The sequence below is a fragment of the Paenibacillus sp. Z3-2 genome, from assembly GCF_054161325.1.
Genome location: NZ_CP096397.1, coordinates 2,246,136 through 2,261,750, shown reverse-complemented (window position 1 = coordinate 2,261,750; position 15,615 = coordinate 2,246,136). Strand labels below are relative to the sequence as shown.

Annotated in this window: 11 protein-coding genes; 4 read left to right on the top strand and 7 right to left on the bottom strand. The window is 48.2% G+C overall.

Annotated features, from left to right (window positions below; genetic code table 11):
• Window positions 1–234: 234 nt before the first annotated feature.
• The 5 genes from M1D71_RS10130 to M1D71_RS10110 form a co-directional block, all read right to left on the bottom strand.
• A complete protein-coding gene (locus M1D71_RS10130) occupies window positions 235–3,318 on the bottom strand; it encodes a X2-like carbohydrate binding domain-containing protein (RefSeq protein ID WP_458126338.1) in 3,084 nt (1,027 codons plus the stop codon).
• Between the two features lie 324 nt (window positions 3,319–3,642).
• On the bottom strand, window positions 3,643–4,524 hold the full coding sequence (locus M1D71_RS10125; RefSeq protein ID WP_458126337.1) for an SMP-30/gluconolactonase/LRE family protein: 882 nt from the start codon (window positions 4,522–4,524) through the stop codon (window positions 3,643–3,645).
• A 15-nt stretch (window positions 4,525–4,539) separates the two neighbouring features.
• The gene (locus M1D71_RS10120) at window positions 4,540–5,202 is read right to left on the bottom strand and encodes an SGNH/GDSL hydrolase family protein (protein ID WP_458126336.1); all 663 of its coding nucleotides are present in this window, start codon (window positions 5,200–5,202) and stop codon (window positions 4,540–4,542) included.
• 84 nt (window positions 5,203–5,286) lie between these two features.
• Entirely contained in the window at window positions 5,287–6,075 is a 789-nt protein-coding gene (locus M1D71_RS10115; RefSeq protein ID WP_145319057.1) for an alpha/beta hydrolase, read from the bottom strand.
• 141 nt (window positions 6,076–6,216) lie between these two features.
• Complete coding sequence (locus tag M1D71_RS10110; protein WP_458126335.1) at window positions 6,217–7,050, bottom strand: AraC family transcriptional regulator; 834 nt, start codon at window positions 7,048–7,050, stop codon at window positions 6,217–6,219.
• A 128-nt stretch (window positions 7,051–7,178) separates the two neighbouring features.
• On the opposite strand from M1D71_RS10110, the gene M1D71_RS10105 reads away from it, so the two are divergent.
• The 3 genes from M1D71_RS10105 (at window position 7,179) to M1D71_RS10095 (ending at window position 11,289) form a co-directional block, all read left to right on the top strand.
• Complete coding sequence (locus tag M1D71_RS10105) at window positions 7,179–9,206, top strand: beta-galactosidase (RefSeq protein WP_458126334.1); 2,028 nt, start codon at window positions 7,179–7,181, stop codon at window positions 9,204–9,206.
• A 405-nt stretch (window positions 9,207–9,611) separates the two neighbouring features.
• Entirely contained in the window at window positions 9,612–10,568 is a 957-nt protein-coding gene (locus M1D71_RS10100) for a helix-turn-helix transcriptional regulator (protein ID WP_458126333.1), read from the top strand.
• Between the two features lie 34 nt (window positions 10,569–10,602).
• A complete protein-coding gene (locus tag M1D71_RS10095) occupies window positions 10,603–11,289 on the top strand; it encodes an AlkZ-related protein (RefSeq protein ID WP_458126332.1) in 687 nt (228 codons plus the stop codon).
• 96 nt (window positions 11,290–11,385) lie between these two features.
• On the opposite strand, the gene M1D71_RS10090 is transcribed toward M1D71_RS10095, so the two are convergent.
• Entirely contained in the window at window positions 11,386–12,900 is a 1,515-nt protein-coding gene (locus M1D71_RS10090; RefSeq protein WP_458126331.1) for a UxaA family hydrolase, read from the bottom strand.
• Window positions 12,897–14,414 (bottom strand): tagaturonate reductase, encoded by a 1,518-nt coding sequence (locus tag M1D71_RS10085; RefSeq protein ID WP_458126330.1) that lies wholly within the window; start codon window positions 14,412–14,414, stop codon window positions 12,897–12,899. The genes M1D71_RS10090 and M1D71_RS10085 overlap by 4 nt, the downstream gene beginning before the upstream one ends.
• Window positions 14,415–14,605: 191 nt before the next feature.
• Between M1D71_RS10085 and M1D71_RS10080 the strand changes: the two genes are divergently transcribed.
• Window positions 14,606–15,481 carry a helix-turn-helix domain-containing protein gene (locus M1D71_RS10080; RefSeq protein WP_458126329.1) on the top strand — a complete coding sequence of 292 codons (876 nt, stop codon included), beginning with the start codon at window positions 14,606–14,608 and terminating at the stop codon, window positions 15,479–15,481.
• Window positions 15,482–15,615: the final 134 nt, after the last annotated feature.

The window sequence follows — 15,615 nt, the reverse complement described above, 5'->3', positions numbered from 1 at the left end:
CAGGTTATACCAACTATTATAGATCGGTTATAAACGCTTTCCAGTGTTAGCGGTTACATTAATTTTAAAAAATAATTGTACATCTTTTTATATCCTAAAACGATCGTATAAGCAATGGTAACTCTCTATAGTTTACACTATAATTCGACAAAATAAGAAGCCCTGAATCGCCTTTAATCGTTTGGCGACTCAGAACTCCCTTTTTCATTCATTTATTGTGTTTGATCGGAGGGCCTAAGGTTCGATTCCCCATTGAAGACTTCCCGCTATATACCCAGTCACTTTGGACCATTCCGCATAGGAAGTCTGGCTACCTGCAAAAGAGTAGTCATCCGTTTGGGTATAGTTGGTCCAGTTGTTCTTGGAGAAACGAGTCTGGATCTCTGTACTTTGCCCTGCACTCAATGTTCCAGCGGAAGATTTGAATCCGATCTCAAGCACGTGGTCAGCACCCGTCCGAACCGGATTGAGTGCACTGAATGTGCCTGTTACATTATCACTTCCGGCAGTCGCCCAGTCAGAGAAGAAGTTCTGAGGCTGATCGCCATTCATGGTGTAATAGTATCTGATTTTCACATCGGACAGATTTAGTGCTGTAGTCCCCGTATTTGTCAGTTTGAATTTGGGATTAATGGAACTGCCCGTCGCTGAAGTGCTGCCATTAAACATCTCAATGCGTATCGTTCCAGCAGGTGCAGCTGTCGTATCTTTGATGAGCAGATTCAAGGTCGCAGCATTACCAGCGCTAAATTGAAAAGTTAGTGCTACGGCGTCATTTGGCAGTGAATCCAAGTAGTTTTTGCTCAATACAACCTCATTACCTGTCAACGTGTAATCTGTACCTGAAACCAGCGTTGTATTCCCGTTACGAATGGATACAAGTGTATTCCCGTTCAGTGTTAACGTGACCGGAATATCAGCCTGATTACCAGCTTTACGATCATATTCGGCTGATACCGGTGTAATCACCGAGTTGGTCACTGGGGTTGTACCCCCGCCATCCCCTCCGCCATTGTTACCTCCCACACGATCAGCATACAGAATTCCGCGACCATTCGTTCCAAGATATACTCTTCCATACAGACGCGGATCACCCGTAATCGTTGTTACACGAGCATACTGATGCTGATCATCGTTGATCCGTACCCAATTGGCTCCGCCGTCATCGGAACGGAAAAATCCACGTGTACCATCGATCTGTGCAACCGTGTATAACGCGACAACGCTCTGTCCAGGAGCAGCTTTACCAAATCCGATACTGTCTGCTTCCTCTACATTGGCAAGCTTCGTGAATGTCGCTCCCGAATCCGTGGAATGCCACAATCCGTAAGGGCCTTCTTCCTCACTACCGCCTGCAAACCAAAGTTCTCCTTCAACCCCCGGAACGGCATCCAGATCTGCATTTCCTTCAATCGGAAGTCCGGTCGCAGGCGATGCCGTGAAGGAAGCACCACCATTTACACTCACATAGACCTTTCCTGCCGAAAATCCATAAAATTTGTTAGGATTAACGCGATCGGATATCACTTTCGCCTGTGCAGGTATCCCCGTACTTGCTGTCCAGGAATTGCCACCCGTTGAATAATGTACACCCTTGTCTGACGTGCTCCACACCAGTCGATTGCCATTCGCAGAGATGGCTACAGTGCCGCCTCCTGTTGTGCCGGCAGGCTCTGCATTGGCTTTATACCACGTTGTACCTCCATCACTGGACAAACCTATGGATTTCGCATTTGGATCAGCAGCATAATCCGCTTTACCTACACGAACCATCGTATTCGGACTTAACTCGGCAAAATCCAGACTTTCTGTGGAAGAATAGTTCGGGCTCGTAAATATGGTAGATGGGGCCTGATCCAGATTGTTATGACGGAATCCGGAGACATCCCCCACCCCGCTTAACAAATGTGCACCACTTGGTGGGCTGATTAGATCCAGTACGGCAATCTCCTCAACACCCTTCGCCATCACTGAAATATTGATTTTTTTATCGTCATCCCAGTCCGTCAGGTTTTTCGTTCCATAGATCGTAGCACCCGTTCCATACATCATGCGATCCGAATCAAACGGATCAATCTCCAGGTCACCGATCATCCAGCCCAGTTTTGGAGATGGTTCGGGTGGGGCAGGAGTGATACCAAAGGTGAGCCATGGCGCTGCCGAAATATCCTGTGTATAACGTAATTTTCGGTTCGGGTATCCGTCAAATTCCCATATGCGCGTCCAATTCGCTCCACCATCAGTGCTGCGAAACAAAGTAGCATCCGGCCACCATGAATTCAATGTAGCAACCATCAAAGTACCGGGATTCTGTGCATCGACTGCCAACCCGCCATATCCAAAATAATTATCCGTGCTGCTGCTTGGAATCGGGCTGATATTGGTCCAGACACCTGTTGAGGTGTTCAGCTTCCACACATCGCCTTTCTCCCCATCGTAAGGACCTACACCATCGCTGTAGGTAATATAAAGACTGCCATCAGCATCCAGCACACCATGATGTGGAATATAACCTGTAGGTTGTCCAGCGACAGCTGACCAAGTCAAGCCACCATTCGTACTGCGATATACGCTTTGCGCTTTATCAGCAACACCCACATAGATCGTCTGGGTTGCCTGCCCTGCAGAACCTGTTGTTTTGTCAAACGTAATCCATGCCAGACCTACGATGTCACTTGTGTATTCATTCGAAGGGTCTTGCACATAGTTCCCCGGATTCGGGAAGCTTGTGACTTCGTTCCATGTCACACCATAATCGGTACTTTTCCAAAGCCCATGACCGCTTCGCGCACCAAAATACAGGATGCTGTTATCATTCGGGTCCACAGTCAGACGCTCTCCCATTGAACGCCCTGGCATATTGCCGCCAACTTTGAACGGGAGTGTTGTCGTCTGCCATGTATCTCCCCGGTCCGTAGAGCGCAAGATGGAGCCATTATTTTTGTCCCACGAATTCGTATACGTCCCAACTGCCATATACACCCGATCGGGATCAACCGGGTCCGTAGCCAGTGCGTCCACACCGTTTTTGTTCCAGTCATCCCAGCCGACAAAATCCGTTAACGGTATCCAGCTCTCGTCAGTCGCATTCCAGCGATAAGCTCCCCCGATATCCGTACGGGCATAGATCAGATCCTTTTCCGACTCGTTGAAAATAATACCCGGTACAAACCCGCCTCCTGCACCAGTCACCACATTTTTCCACTCATAGGCTTCACTCGGTGCCGCTGCTGTAGTCCCAGTAAGTCCTCCCAGCGAAGCCGTTACCACAGCAACCGTCAGGCTCATCATTCGCAATTTCCCCATAAACGTTCTCATATCAACTTATCCTCCTCTTTAACTTCGTTACTGCATTTTGGTCTATCCCCGCTGTCTCATCATGCTGATGATGGCGTGCCAGACGAATCAATGCATCCATTTATACAAGAAGCATCACCCCCTTTCAGTCATGATGTTAAGCGCTTACATAATTGTTCTTATTTCGCGGTTATCTGGATAATACTTTCAATAAATAACATTCGATGGCAATCTCTAAACCCCTCTGTCGAAATTCTGATTTTTGTATAATATTTTCAGTGTTTGATCTTTTTTTACACAACAAAAAAAGATGCTGTCAGAACAGCATCTTTCGACTTTCATATGTTACTTCAGGCTACCATAAGCGTGAGTCTCCTGGCCTTTAACCCCAGGTCTGATGACAAAAAGCGAGCCAGCCTCCGGTGTCTCCTTCAGACGTTCTTCCTTAATGCCAGTACGTGCTGTTGTAATGTACAAATCTTCGAGCTCCGGTCCACCAAAACAGCAGGATGTGACCTGATCTGCCGGCACCTCGATCTGTTGCAACAGTTCTGATGTATCCGGGTTCCAGCGAGTGACTCTTCCTCCGCCCCAATGGGCAACCCACAGCATACCCTCACCATCGACTGTCATCCCATCCGGAAAACCGAATTCCTCCGGTATGTTGATGACGCTTGTCCGATTCTGTATCGTACCTGCTGCGAGATCAAAATCAAACCGGTCAATGGAACGAGTCGGGGTATCAATGTAATACATGATCTGCCGATCCGGACTCCAGCCCAAGCCGTTGGATGTGGATACACCTTGTACCATTGTGCGAACGGGTTGCCCTTGCTCCAAACAGTACAGAGATCCGGCTTTGCTTTCATTATTCAAGCTCATCGTACCTGCCCAGAAGCGGCCTTGTGCATCACATTTGCCATCATTAAAACGATTGGTATCCTTATCTTGTTCAGGGTCCTCAATGGCATGCAGCTCACCCGTGAGCAGGTGATATGTATGGAATCCACTGCGTAAAGCAACCAGAACTTCGTCACCACGATATGGAACAACAGCGCCGACATGTTCACCGACATCATAAGCTTGATCCTGCCCTGTAGCCGGATCATACACATGCACCTTGAAACTTTCAATATCCACCCACAATAATCGATTGTTCTCTGCATCCCAGCTCGGGCCTTCCCCCAGCAATGCCGGGATGTGTACTGCTACGGTTACGTTGCTCATGCCATCACGTCCTTTTTAAGATTTGATGCCGCCTGACCATTCGAACCCGATGGCATCCAGAAATGCTTTGGACAGTACCATATGGCCTGTTGCATCTGGATGTACACGGTCATAAGTCAGCACAGACGTATAGAAATGATCCCAAAATGGAGCAAATGCAGCCTGTGTATCCACATACACTGCATCATACTCACGCGCTACCCTGCGAACTGCTTCTCCGTATATATCCATCGTTGCCCGCATAGGGTCTTCCGGGTTGGCCTCCAGATAGTAAGGAGACATCAATACCAGACCCTTCAGGTTTGGACGAACGGATGCTACCAGTTCACGCAATGTGGATTCATATTCTTCAAGAAACACATGCGAGTCTGTTGACAACGGGTTATCAAACTGACGCCATACATCGTTAATACCGATCATGATCGTCAGCCAATCCGGTTTAAGGTCCAGCACATCACGATCCCAGCGCTGTTTCAGATCACGGATCGTATTTCCACCATTACCCACATTTTGGATACGCAACATCAATTCCGGATAGATAGACCGCAATAGTGCATAGACTTGTGCAACATAACCATGGCCCAGACCTGAACTGCCTTCACCTATAGGATGTTCCCGACCACAATCCGTAATTGAATCTCCGATAAACAAAAGCTTGTCGTTTTTTTGCAATTTCATCGTTATTTTCTCCTTCGCTTCAAAGCGCTAATATACGGATTACTCGATTGGTTAGGACCGTTCACTTGATACCAGCCAGAAAAATTACCAGCCTTGATTCTTGAGCCATGTGAGACAAAGATCCGACCATACCCGAATCGCGTGGTTATCCTCAGCCAATCCCAGACCATGTGAACCTTTCTCAAAAACGTGCAAGTCATAGGGAATCCCATGCTCGCCCAATGCAAGTGCGTAACGCAAGCTATTCTCCACAGGTACTGCCTGGTCATCGCTGGTATGCCAGATGAATGCTTCTGGAGCATCCGCTCTCACCTGTTGTTCCGCACTGAATGCCTTGATCTGCTCGGCAGACGCATTTGATCCAAGCAAATTTTCACGGGAACCGGCATGTCCATAAGACTCCATCGTAATGACCGGATAACACAAAATAACCCGGTCCGGGCGTGAACTTTGGCGTTCAATTAGATCCTCATGATCTGGCTGCCCCTCGTCGTACAGCGTTCCCAGTGTTGCAGTAAGATGTCCGCCTGCAGAGAAACCAAGTACCGCGATCTTGGAAGGATTGATGCCATACTGCTCGGCATGAGCACGAACATAACGTATGGCACGCTGGCCATCTGTAATCGGTGCAGGATGCTGATGAGGTGCTACGCGATATTTCAGGACAAATGCGCTTATTCCCGCACGATTCAACAGTTCGGCTATTGGAGCACCTTCATGATCCGCCAAAAATCCATAGCCACCCCCTGGGCACACAATGACAGCGCTCTCGGAACCGGGCTGAATAAATGGAATCAAATGCGGCATTTCGTCTTCATGGCCCTGGGCTGCATAAGGTGCAGCATGATCCCATAAGGGTATAGTTGTTGTCATCTTCGATCATCCTCTCTAAGTACAACGGACATAGATCCGTTTAATCGTTTTCGAATCTCAGGAATCGATACCATCATAACGGCAATGACCCTACGGCATCAATACCTTCCTGGCATCACTTTTTGTTCAAATAGGTACAGGTTAGTATAAATTCCGGAATTGTTCAGGCGTGACTCCCTCTATCCTGCGAAAGGTTGCTACAAAATGGCTTGCATCTCGAAACCCTACCCTGACTGCTGTTTCCCTGATCGTGGGTCCATGGTCTGCGGTCATGATTTCCTTGGCTTTGCGAATGCGTAGCAGAATGAAATAACTATAAGCGGTCATGCCAAAGGATTGTTTAAACAAGGTGTTCAGATGTCTGGATGAGATCCCCGTGAGGTCAGCCATATGTTGGAGACCAATCTCGGGATTCGCGTAATGCTGTTCCATGAATGCAATGAGCGGAGCGAGCCTTTCCACGGCATGTGAGATCGAAGAACGATTGCCCGTCATGCCATGTTTTTTGAGTAAAATCAGAAATCGGTATATATCCGCTGATGCTTCGAGTCCTGACAAATCCTGATCACTGCTGATCGAATCCAGCACTTCCTGACCGTAATTGTTGAACGCGCTGCCCTGCTCCCACTGATGGAACGCCGCTTCACCCAATCCAAGCGACTCCATGATTGCCGGACACTGTGAACCCCCAAATGTAATGTAAAATGTCTCCCACTCCCCTTGGGACCGCACATATTCATGTGGCTCATTAGGTGGCAGCAAAATACCGGATGCTTCCCCCAGCACTACCGTAGATCCGGCAAACTTGAATTCTCCGGCTCCTTTCACAGTCTGAAGCCAGTGGTAACACGGATACCCTACAGGTCTGGATACCTTCTCCTGATTGCCGTTATAACCAAGGCTCTCAATAAAAAGGGGCAGCGGCTGATCACGTGATGTCATGAAATATCGTTGATGTCGGGGTGAGATAAACACGGGATACCTCCTTCGATACAAGCCCTAATATACTTCCATATTCTTATATAGGCCATTACTTTTATTATATTTTAAAAGTCATATGTATCATATAATATAGGATTATTCTTATACAAGAGGTGAACACATTGATTAGCAGCAAACTACCCAAAATGTTCTACGGGGGCGATTATAACCCGGAACAGTGGGATCACGAAACCCACCTTGAAGACCTGCGCATGTTCCAATTGGCCGGCATTGATATCGCGACAATCAACGTATTTTCATGGGCATTGATTCAGCCTGATGAAGTTACTTATCAATTTGAAGAACTCGACCAGCTGATTAATCGTCTTTATGAGAGTGGCGTCTATATATGCCTTGCAACGAGCACGGCTGCTCATCCGGCATGGATGGCGAAGAAATATCCGGATGTGCTTCGTGTAGATGCCGATGGACGCAAACGCAAATTTGGTGGGCGGCATAATTCCTGTCCCAACAGCCCCACCTATCGTAAATACTCCGAGAAGATTGCGGATAAACTGGCCGAACGATACAAGGATCACCCCGCAGTTCTCGTATGGCATATTTCCAATGAATATGGCGGTGACTGTTACTGTGACAACTGTGAGAAAGCATTCCGCGTATATCTGAAAGAGCGCTACCAGACTCTGGAACAGGTCAACAAAGCATGGAACACTAATTTCTGGGGACATACCTTCTACGATTGGGATGAGATTGTATTACCAAGCAACTTGAGCGAACACTGGGGTAACAATAATTCAACATTCCAGGGAATCTCGCTGGACTACTCCCGATTCAACTCCGACAGCATGTTGGATTGTTACCGCCTGGAATACGATGCGATCAAAAAACATATTCCGGACTCCGTCGTTACAACCAATTTGATGGGATTCTTCAAGCAACTGGACTATTTCAAATGGGCAAAATACATGGATATTGTCTCCTGGGACAGCTATCCCGGTCTCGCTACACCCGTCAGTTTCACAGCAATGGCCCATGATCTAATGCGCGGACTGAAGGATGGTCAACCGTTCATGCTTATGGAACAGACACCAAGTCAGCAGAACTGGCAGCCGTATAATTCATTGAAACGTCCTGGCGTCATGCGTCTATGGAGTTATCAGTCTGTTGCACATGGAGCCGACACCATCATGTTCTTCCAGCTCCGCCGTTCCATCGGTGCCTGTGAGAAATATCATGGTGCAGTTATTGAGCATGCCGGTCACGAGAATACACGTGTATTCCGCGAAGTTGCTGAGCTGGGCAAGGAGTTGCAGATCCTTGGCGACACGACGCTGGACGCTACTGTTGAATCCAAAGTAGCGATTGTGTTCGATTGGGATAACTGGTGGGCCATCGAAAAATCAAGCGGACCTACGGTTGCCCTCAACTATGTAGATCAGATCCATAAATACTATGCAGCGTTCTTCCGTCGTAACATCCAGGTGGATATCGTCAGTGTAGATACGGATATTAGCAAATACGACATCGTTCTTGCACCTGTCCTCTACATGGTTAAACCAGGATTTGCCGCCAAACTGGAGAAGTATGTTGCAGCAGGTGGAACATTCCTGACGACCTTCTTCAGTGGTATTGTCAATGAGAACGATCTCGTGACAACCGGTGGTTACCCGGGAGAACTCCGTAAGTTGCTCGGAATCTGGGTGGAAGAGATTGATGCCCTGCTGCCTGAGCAAAAGAACCGCATTGTCCTCAAAGAAGCCTACGGCGATCTTCAAGGAGAATATGACTGCGGCATGCTGTGTGACCTGCTGCACAGTGAAGGAGCTGAAGTCATCGCGGAGTATGGAGACGACTTTTATAAAGGCATGCCTGTTGTGACACGTAACACCTTTGGTCAAGGTGAAGCCTGGTACGTTGCATCCGACCCTGATGAACGTTTCCTGGATGGTTTGCTGGGACAGCTTGCAGCAGCCAAGAATGTAGAGTCCCTGCTGGAGACACCAGAAGGTGTTGAAGTAAGCGCACGAACCAAAGACGGCAAACCCTACCTGTTCGTCATGAATCATAATGCTTCCACGCAATCCTATAATCTGGGTACAACCAAGGCGCATGATCTGCTTACTGATCGCGAGCTTTCGGGAAGTATTGAGATTGAAGCCCGCGGAGTGCAACTGCTCGAAATGAAATAAGTTATTCGGTATATACCGTGATACAAAGTGTCACATATTCTTTTCTTATATACTTGTTATTGTCTTCATTGAGGACATTGGTATAGATTTCAGACCTTTATCGTCTTCTTTCTGCCAAAAGCTGCTACTTCCCGTATCCGTCTACATCGGATACGGGTTTTTGGCATTATCTGTAGTATTTTTGATAGAAGGAAATATCAGTATGCAAAGCGAATTGGACGAGAAACACATTTTAACGAAGCCCGCCGGAACTTGCTTGTGTGAACCATGCAGCTGATCAATTGCAGAATAAGGATACAGCTGAAATATTGGTGACACTCATGATGTCACTTATAGGCTGTTACAATAGAAATATACTACGACATCACATTCCGGCGGCGCAAAGATCGAAACGGAGTGGCTGACATGAACAGAACAAATCGGCTTGCCGCCATCGTTATGGCATTACAGCATGGTCACGAAACGGCACACTCATTGGGCGAGAAATTTGAAGTTTCCCGTCGCACCATTCTCCGGGATATCCAGTCCCTCTCCGAGATGAATGTACCCATTATTGCCATTTCCGGGCCGGGGGGCGGCTTCAGACTTATGGAGGGTTACGTATTGCCCCCATTACAGTTGGACCCGGTAGAAGCAGCGACGCTCATATTTGCTCTTGAGGGCCTGAGCCGCTATTCGGATACGCCCTTTCATGAGAAACGCTGGACACTAATGAACAAAGTTAAAGCCATCATTCCGGATGATATCATGGCCCGAATGGATCCCATGCTCAAACAACTGAATCATCACATCCCAGACCGCAATTACATCCTGCATCACCTCGACCCGCTGCTAGCCTGCATACCTGAACAAGGATGGCTGATTGTGCTGTATCGCTCCGCATCTCGTCAGAGGTGGTTACATATCTGTCCTACACGGGTCTATGCTTCCTCAGGCTTCTGGTACTGTGAAGCGTATTCCATCGAACACGGTGAACCACGTCTGTTCCGGGTCGACCGAATTATCGATGTCAAGGCGATCGAGCCACAGGAAGCACAGTCGCTAAACGAACAGGCACAGCAACAGCGGAGCAAGCCGCAACCTCCAGAACAGCCGCCCACCTTGGTTAAGGTGCAACTGAGTTATCGGGGAATGATTGAAGCCGAACAGGACGAGCATATTGGTGAAAAGATGACTGAAATTTCCCCGGATCTCTGGGAATTATCATTCCTTTGTCCATCAGGGGAATGGGAGTGGGCCGTACGATTCTTTTACCGATTAGGACGTGAGGCTGAGGTCATCGAACCCCTCAAACTTCGCAACGAGATTCGCCTGCATGCCGAGGAAGTGAGCCGAAAATACCTTGATTCAATCAAGTCGTAGCCTGACTACACACGAAAAGGAGCCTGCTGATATCATGACATATGAACCTGTAGTAACGTACGAAGAAGCAGTACAGCGAATCCAGTCTATTGGACTGCTCCCACTGGCCCCTCTATTTGCCGAATATCCTTCGCTGTCATCGTTAACACCCAAAGAACACTGGCACAAGGATGATGCACTCGATCCCTGGTTATGGCGCTCACGCCTGGCTGAAGAGGGCATTGCTGCATATGGAAAGTTCGTCAAAAAGAAAGCGCTTCTCGTCTCGCGCGAATACTTCCCTTGGGTACACCGACTACTTGCCGATTCCAGAAGCATTGAGGAACAGTATGAAGCGGGTCTACTATCACGAGAAGCATCCAAACTCTATTCTTTGGTTGAAGAACAGGAAGGCATCGATGGACGGGCCTTGCGATCACAGGCCGGTTATGGGGCAAAAGAGGACAAAAAGACATTTGACCGCGGTCTTCTGGACCTTCAGGGCTGTGCAGCCATTGTGATTAGTGGAACCAAAGAAAAAGAAGGTCTGGCAGAAGGTAAAGTCGCTTGGAACAGCTCTGCATATGAGACTGCTGGTCAGTGGATGAAACGTCATGGCATTGAGCCATTTGAAGGCGGCGTCGCAGAAGCTCGTGAACTGCTGGTTGCCCAACTGCAGCAACATGCTTCGCCAGTCGCATTATCAAGCATCGCGAGATCACTTGGCATCCCTGGAATCTAAATAAAGCCAATCCCGGTTGTCACAGATGCAACCGGGACTAGCTGCGTTTCACGTTATGATGCATCCCGGATGATAACGACTCCACCCATACTGGATTTAGAGAATCACGCCATCCTTGAATATGGCAATCTCCCGGAATCCATGCTGCTCACTGAGTGTGTGTGACCGTCCTGAAGCAATATCAATCAGCTGGCTGAACATCTGTACTTTTACCTCATCCATCGTCCGCCCCTCCAACAACTGGCCAGCATTGAAGTCAATCCAGTGTTTTTTGCGATTCGCAAGATCGGATTGGGTCGCAATCTTAACGGTAGGCACCGGGCCTCCAAATGGAGTTCCCCGCCCTGTTGTGAAGAGCACTATATGTGCACCGGCCGCAGATAGTGCGGTAACAGACACCAGATCATTACCGGGTGCTTCCACAATATTGAGACCGGTTTGAGTCACACGTTTGCCATAACGCAGAACGTCGACTACCGAAGAACGTCCTCCCTTTTGCGTACATCCAAGTGACTTTTCCTCCAGTGTCGTGATGCCTCCAGCCTTGTTCCCAGGTGAAGGATTCTCATAAATGTTCTGGCCATGGTTCACAAAATATTGCTTGAAGCCATTAACCAAATCCACCAAATCTTGAAATACCTGCTCATTGGCAGCCCGGTTCATTAAGATCGTCTCTGCACCAAACATCTCAGGAACTTCAGTCAGAATGGCCGTTCCCCCGGCAGCAACCAGCATATCCGCAACGGAACCAACCAGCGGATTAGCTGTAATGCCGGATAACCCGTCAGAGCCGCCACACTTCAAGCCAATTTTGAGTTTGCTGAGCGGAAGCGGCTGACGTTGTTCATGTTCAGCGATCTCCACAAGTTCTTCCATCAGTCGAAGCCCTTCCTCAAGCTCATCATCTGTTTCCTGTGCTTTGAGAAACCGTACTTTGCCTCGGTATTCCGGAGCAATACATTCACGGAACTCATCGACTTGATTGTTCTCACAGCCCAGACCGATAACCAGCACACCTCCTGCATTCGGATGCTCCACCAAGGAAGCCAGTAACTGTTGTGTGTACTTCAGATCATCGCCAAGCTGTGAACACCCGAACGGATGCGGAAAGTGATATACACCATCTACCCGACTTCCAAATTGTGACTGCCCCATACGCGCCAACGCTTCACACACTTTATTGATACACCCGACCGTATTCACAATCCAGATTTCGTTACGTATGCCTGCCTCACCGTTAGGCCGCAAATATCCATCGAATGAACGCAGATGTTCGGGAGGCAGGTCCGTCTGAACCTGAGTTGTCGGTTGGTACTCATATTCAAGCAATCCATGCAGACCTGTCTTCAGATTGTGACTATGAATCCAGCTTCCCTGCTCGATCTGCTCCTTGGCAATACCGATGGAGAAACCATACTTCATCACATCATCACCTGGCGCCAGGGTGTGCACAGCAATCTTATGCCCTTTTGGCACGTCATCCAGCAGTGTAAAGGAAACACCATCCGGCAATGTAATACGCTCTCCTTTGGCATAATCCCGAAGCGCTATAATGACATCATCCTGTGGTTGTATGGCAATCCAGTCATTGATTGTACTTGTTGTGTTCATTTCCCTTCACCTTCCAACAAACCGATTTCACGAACAACTGCTGCACGCAGCCCTTCTCTTGCATCCAGATTTTCGCCCCAGATCAGGGTATCCGACAACACGGCCGCCACTCGGTTGCTCAGTTGCTCCTGATTCCTATGAAGTGAGTCATAACCCTCCCAATGTGTAGCTAAAGCAGCTAGAACATCCGGGTCATCCCGTAACGGTACAGCTTCCCCATTCAGTCGTTGTCCCTTGTAGCCTTCAGGCGTATTTACAGGACGATAAAGACACAATAATCCGGCAAATCCCTGGATTAAACGTTCCGGCCAGCTTCCCTGATTTTGCTCGTAGGCCAAAAGAGTAGGCAACACACGAACTTTGAATTTCCCAATCGTATTTAATGCAATATCCTGCAATTTGTGATCAATATACGGGTTAAGAAAACGTTCGAATACTTCTTCCGCATACTGTTCCAGATGATGATCAGGCATATCCAGAGCAGGTACGATCTCCTGATGTACAGCTTCTCTAATCCATGGGCCAAAATGTGGATCTTCCATCGTTTCTCTCACATATTGCTTGCCTTGCAGAATACCAAGAGAAGACATCAGCGTGTGTGCACCGTTCAGAATCCGAACCTTGCGTACCTGAAAAGGCTTCAGATCTTTCACCCAGTGTACATTGAGGCCCGCCTGCTTGAGTGGCAGTTTTTTGTCCAGTGATTCATCACCCTGAATGGCCCAGAAATGATATGGCTCTGCCGTATTAATCAATTGATCTTCGTACCCCCAGCGATTCGTCAAGGCATCGGCTTCCTCCCGGGTCGGCGCACCTGTGACAATTCGATCTACCAGATTGTTCAGGAAGTCATTATGATTCTCAATCCATGAACGGAAGCCATCCGAATACCCATAATCTTCACTGTGACGGAGGACACAACTGCGCAGCACATCACCATTGCCTTCGAGCAACTCACATGGCAGATGAATCAAACCTCTGGATGGGTCTCCATTAAATTTCAAGTATCTCTGATGCAGGAAAACCGTTAATTTCCCCGGAAATGATTGAACGGGTTCACTCTCGATATAGTCTGCATACGTATATTTCAATCCTGATTCGGTTGTATTGGAGATGACAAACTCAAGTGAAGGCAGTTCCGCCAGGTTCAGAAAAGCCTCCCATTCTTCGTATGGATTGATACACTGTGAGAAAATAGATATCAACTCTGTCCGCTCAACCGGCTTGCCTTGAGACAGTCCACGCGTAATCATCGTATATAAGCCATCCTGATCGCGAATCTGCTCCAGCTTGGCTTTGCCTCCTGGCCGTGGTTGAGTAACAGCTACACTTCCATGGAATTTGCCTTGTCTGGCACTCTCATGGAGCATCCAGTCTGCAAACCCCCGTAAGAAATTACCTTCTCCGATCTGCAAAACTTTCACAGGACGCTCCATAATCTCCTTGCACTTGCGCTGACCATCGCTTCCGAGCAGATTCAGCTTCAACCTGGGACGTTTCGTGCTTGCCGACATGGACACTCACCTCATCGATTATTTGTACACTCTGAATGCCGCCCGACGGCTTGCACCCTTATATTGTAAACGCTTTAAATCCATTGTATCATCAATAAAAGGAAATTAAATTGCTTATATTGCGGTAAATATACTCTCTCATGACTAGGTATAATATCTCGTTGAAGACGCGCGTTTGGAAAGGAGCCTCTATGGAGCGTTCACCTGTTCGTACGACCATTCAAGCAGAATCAGGTATCCCCTTTCGCTTGGTGTATAGTGACACAAAATCACCCCAGAACGAATTGCCGGATCACCTTCACGACTGGCATGAAATTATCTATGTATATCGAGGTCAGGGAAGCATTTTTATTGATACGGGTCTTGAGAATATGCAGGAAGGAGATCTGTTTATCATTCCAGGTAGCACGGTACACCGTGCCTTGCCGGATGCAGGCAACCCGGTCACATCTTCCGCAATATTCTTCAGTCCGGGATTACTGGCATCGACCGCCGGAGGCGCTGCTTCTTCCTTACTGGGCCTGTTTGAACGTTGTCGCAAACTACGGGTATATAAGAGACATCTGAACGAAGAGGAGCAAACCAAGGTGGCCTCGCTTATTGATGACATTCAGGCAGAATTTCAGCTTGGACATCACCTGAGTGCCCATGCGGCCCTGTTAAGACTGCAACTGCTGCTCGTTTTTTTGGAACGTCTGGAAGCCGCGGGACCCGCGAATTCAGGGAAGTCCGCTTCGGGTCCATCATGGCTCTCTTCCACGATCTGTCATATTGATGACAACCTTCGGAATGGCCTCTCCCTGCATGAACTGGCCCAGTATGCCGCGGTATCCCCTGCCCATTTCAGTCGTGCCTTCAAAAGGTACACGGGGATGACTCTGACGGATTACGCATTAGCGCGACGGGTCATTATGGCCAAAGAACATCTGGTGCAAGGGGATGAGACGATGGCCGCCGTAGCGGATGCTTGCGGATTTGACAGTCTGCCCCATTTTTATCGTCAATTCAAAAAATTAACCGGCACTACACCCGCAGCCTACCGCAGAACCATGAACAGTTCTCGTTAAAATAGAAACCTTCTGGAACACAGGTCCATGGCTCTAATCATATATATCCACATATTCTTCCATATGGCAGATGTGGTATGATAATCTGTAATTATTACTTGTCGGAAACATTGCGTTCCGTTGTCAGAGGAGCT

Excerpts from the sequence above, each read along its gene's own strand:
- M1D71_RS10115 (WP_145319057.1), bottom strand. The coding sequence starts at position 6,075 with ATGACAACAACTATACCCTTATGGGATCATGCTGCACCTTATGCAGCC.
- M1D71_RS10130 (WP_458126338.1), bottom strand. The coding sequence starts at position 3,318 with ATGAGAACGTTTATGGGGAAATTGCGAATGATGAGCCTGACGGTTGCT.
- M1D71_RS10125 (WP_458126337.1), bottom strand. The coding sequence starts at position 4,524 with ATGAGCAACGTAACCGTAGCAGTACACATCCCGGCATTGCTGGGGGAA.
- M1D71_RS10085 (WP_458126330.1), bottom strand. The coding sequence starts at position 14,414 with ATGTCGGCAAGCACGAAACGTCCCAGGTTGAAGCTGAATCTGCTCGGA.
- M1D71_RS10100 (WP_458126333.1), top strand. The coding sequence starts at position 9,612 with ATGAACAGAACAAATCGGCTTGCCGCCATCGTTATGGCATTACAGCAT.
- M1D71_RS10080 (WP_458126329.1), top strand. The coding sequence starts at position 14,606 with ATGGAGCGTTCACCTGTTCGTACGACCATTCAAGCAGAATCAGGTATC.
- M1D71_RS10090 (WP_458126331.1), bottom strand. The coding sequence starts at position 12,900 with ATGAACACAACAAGTACAATCAATGACTGGATTGCCATACAACCACAG.
- M1D71_RS10095 (WP_458126332.1), top strand. The coding sequence starts at position 10,603 with ATGACATATGAACCTGTAGTAACGTACGAAGAAGCAGTACAGCGAATC.
- M1D71_RS10120 (WP_458126336.1), bottom strand. The coding sequence starts at position 5,202 with ATGAAATTGCAAAAAAACGACAAGCTTTTGTTTATCGGAGATTCAATT.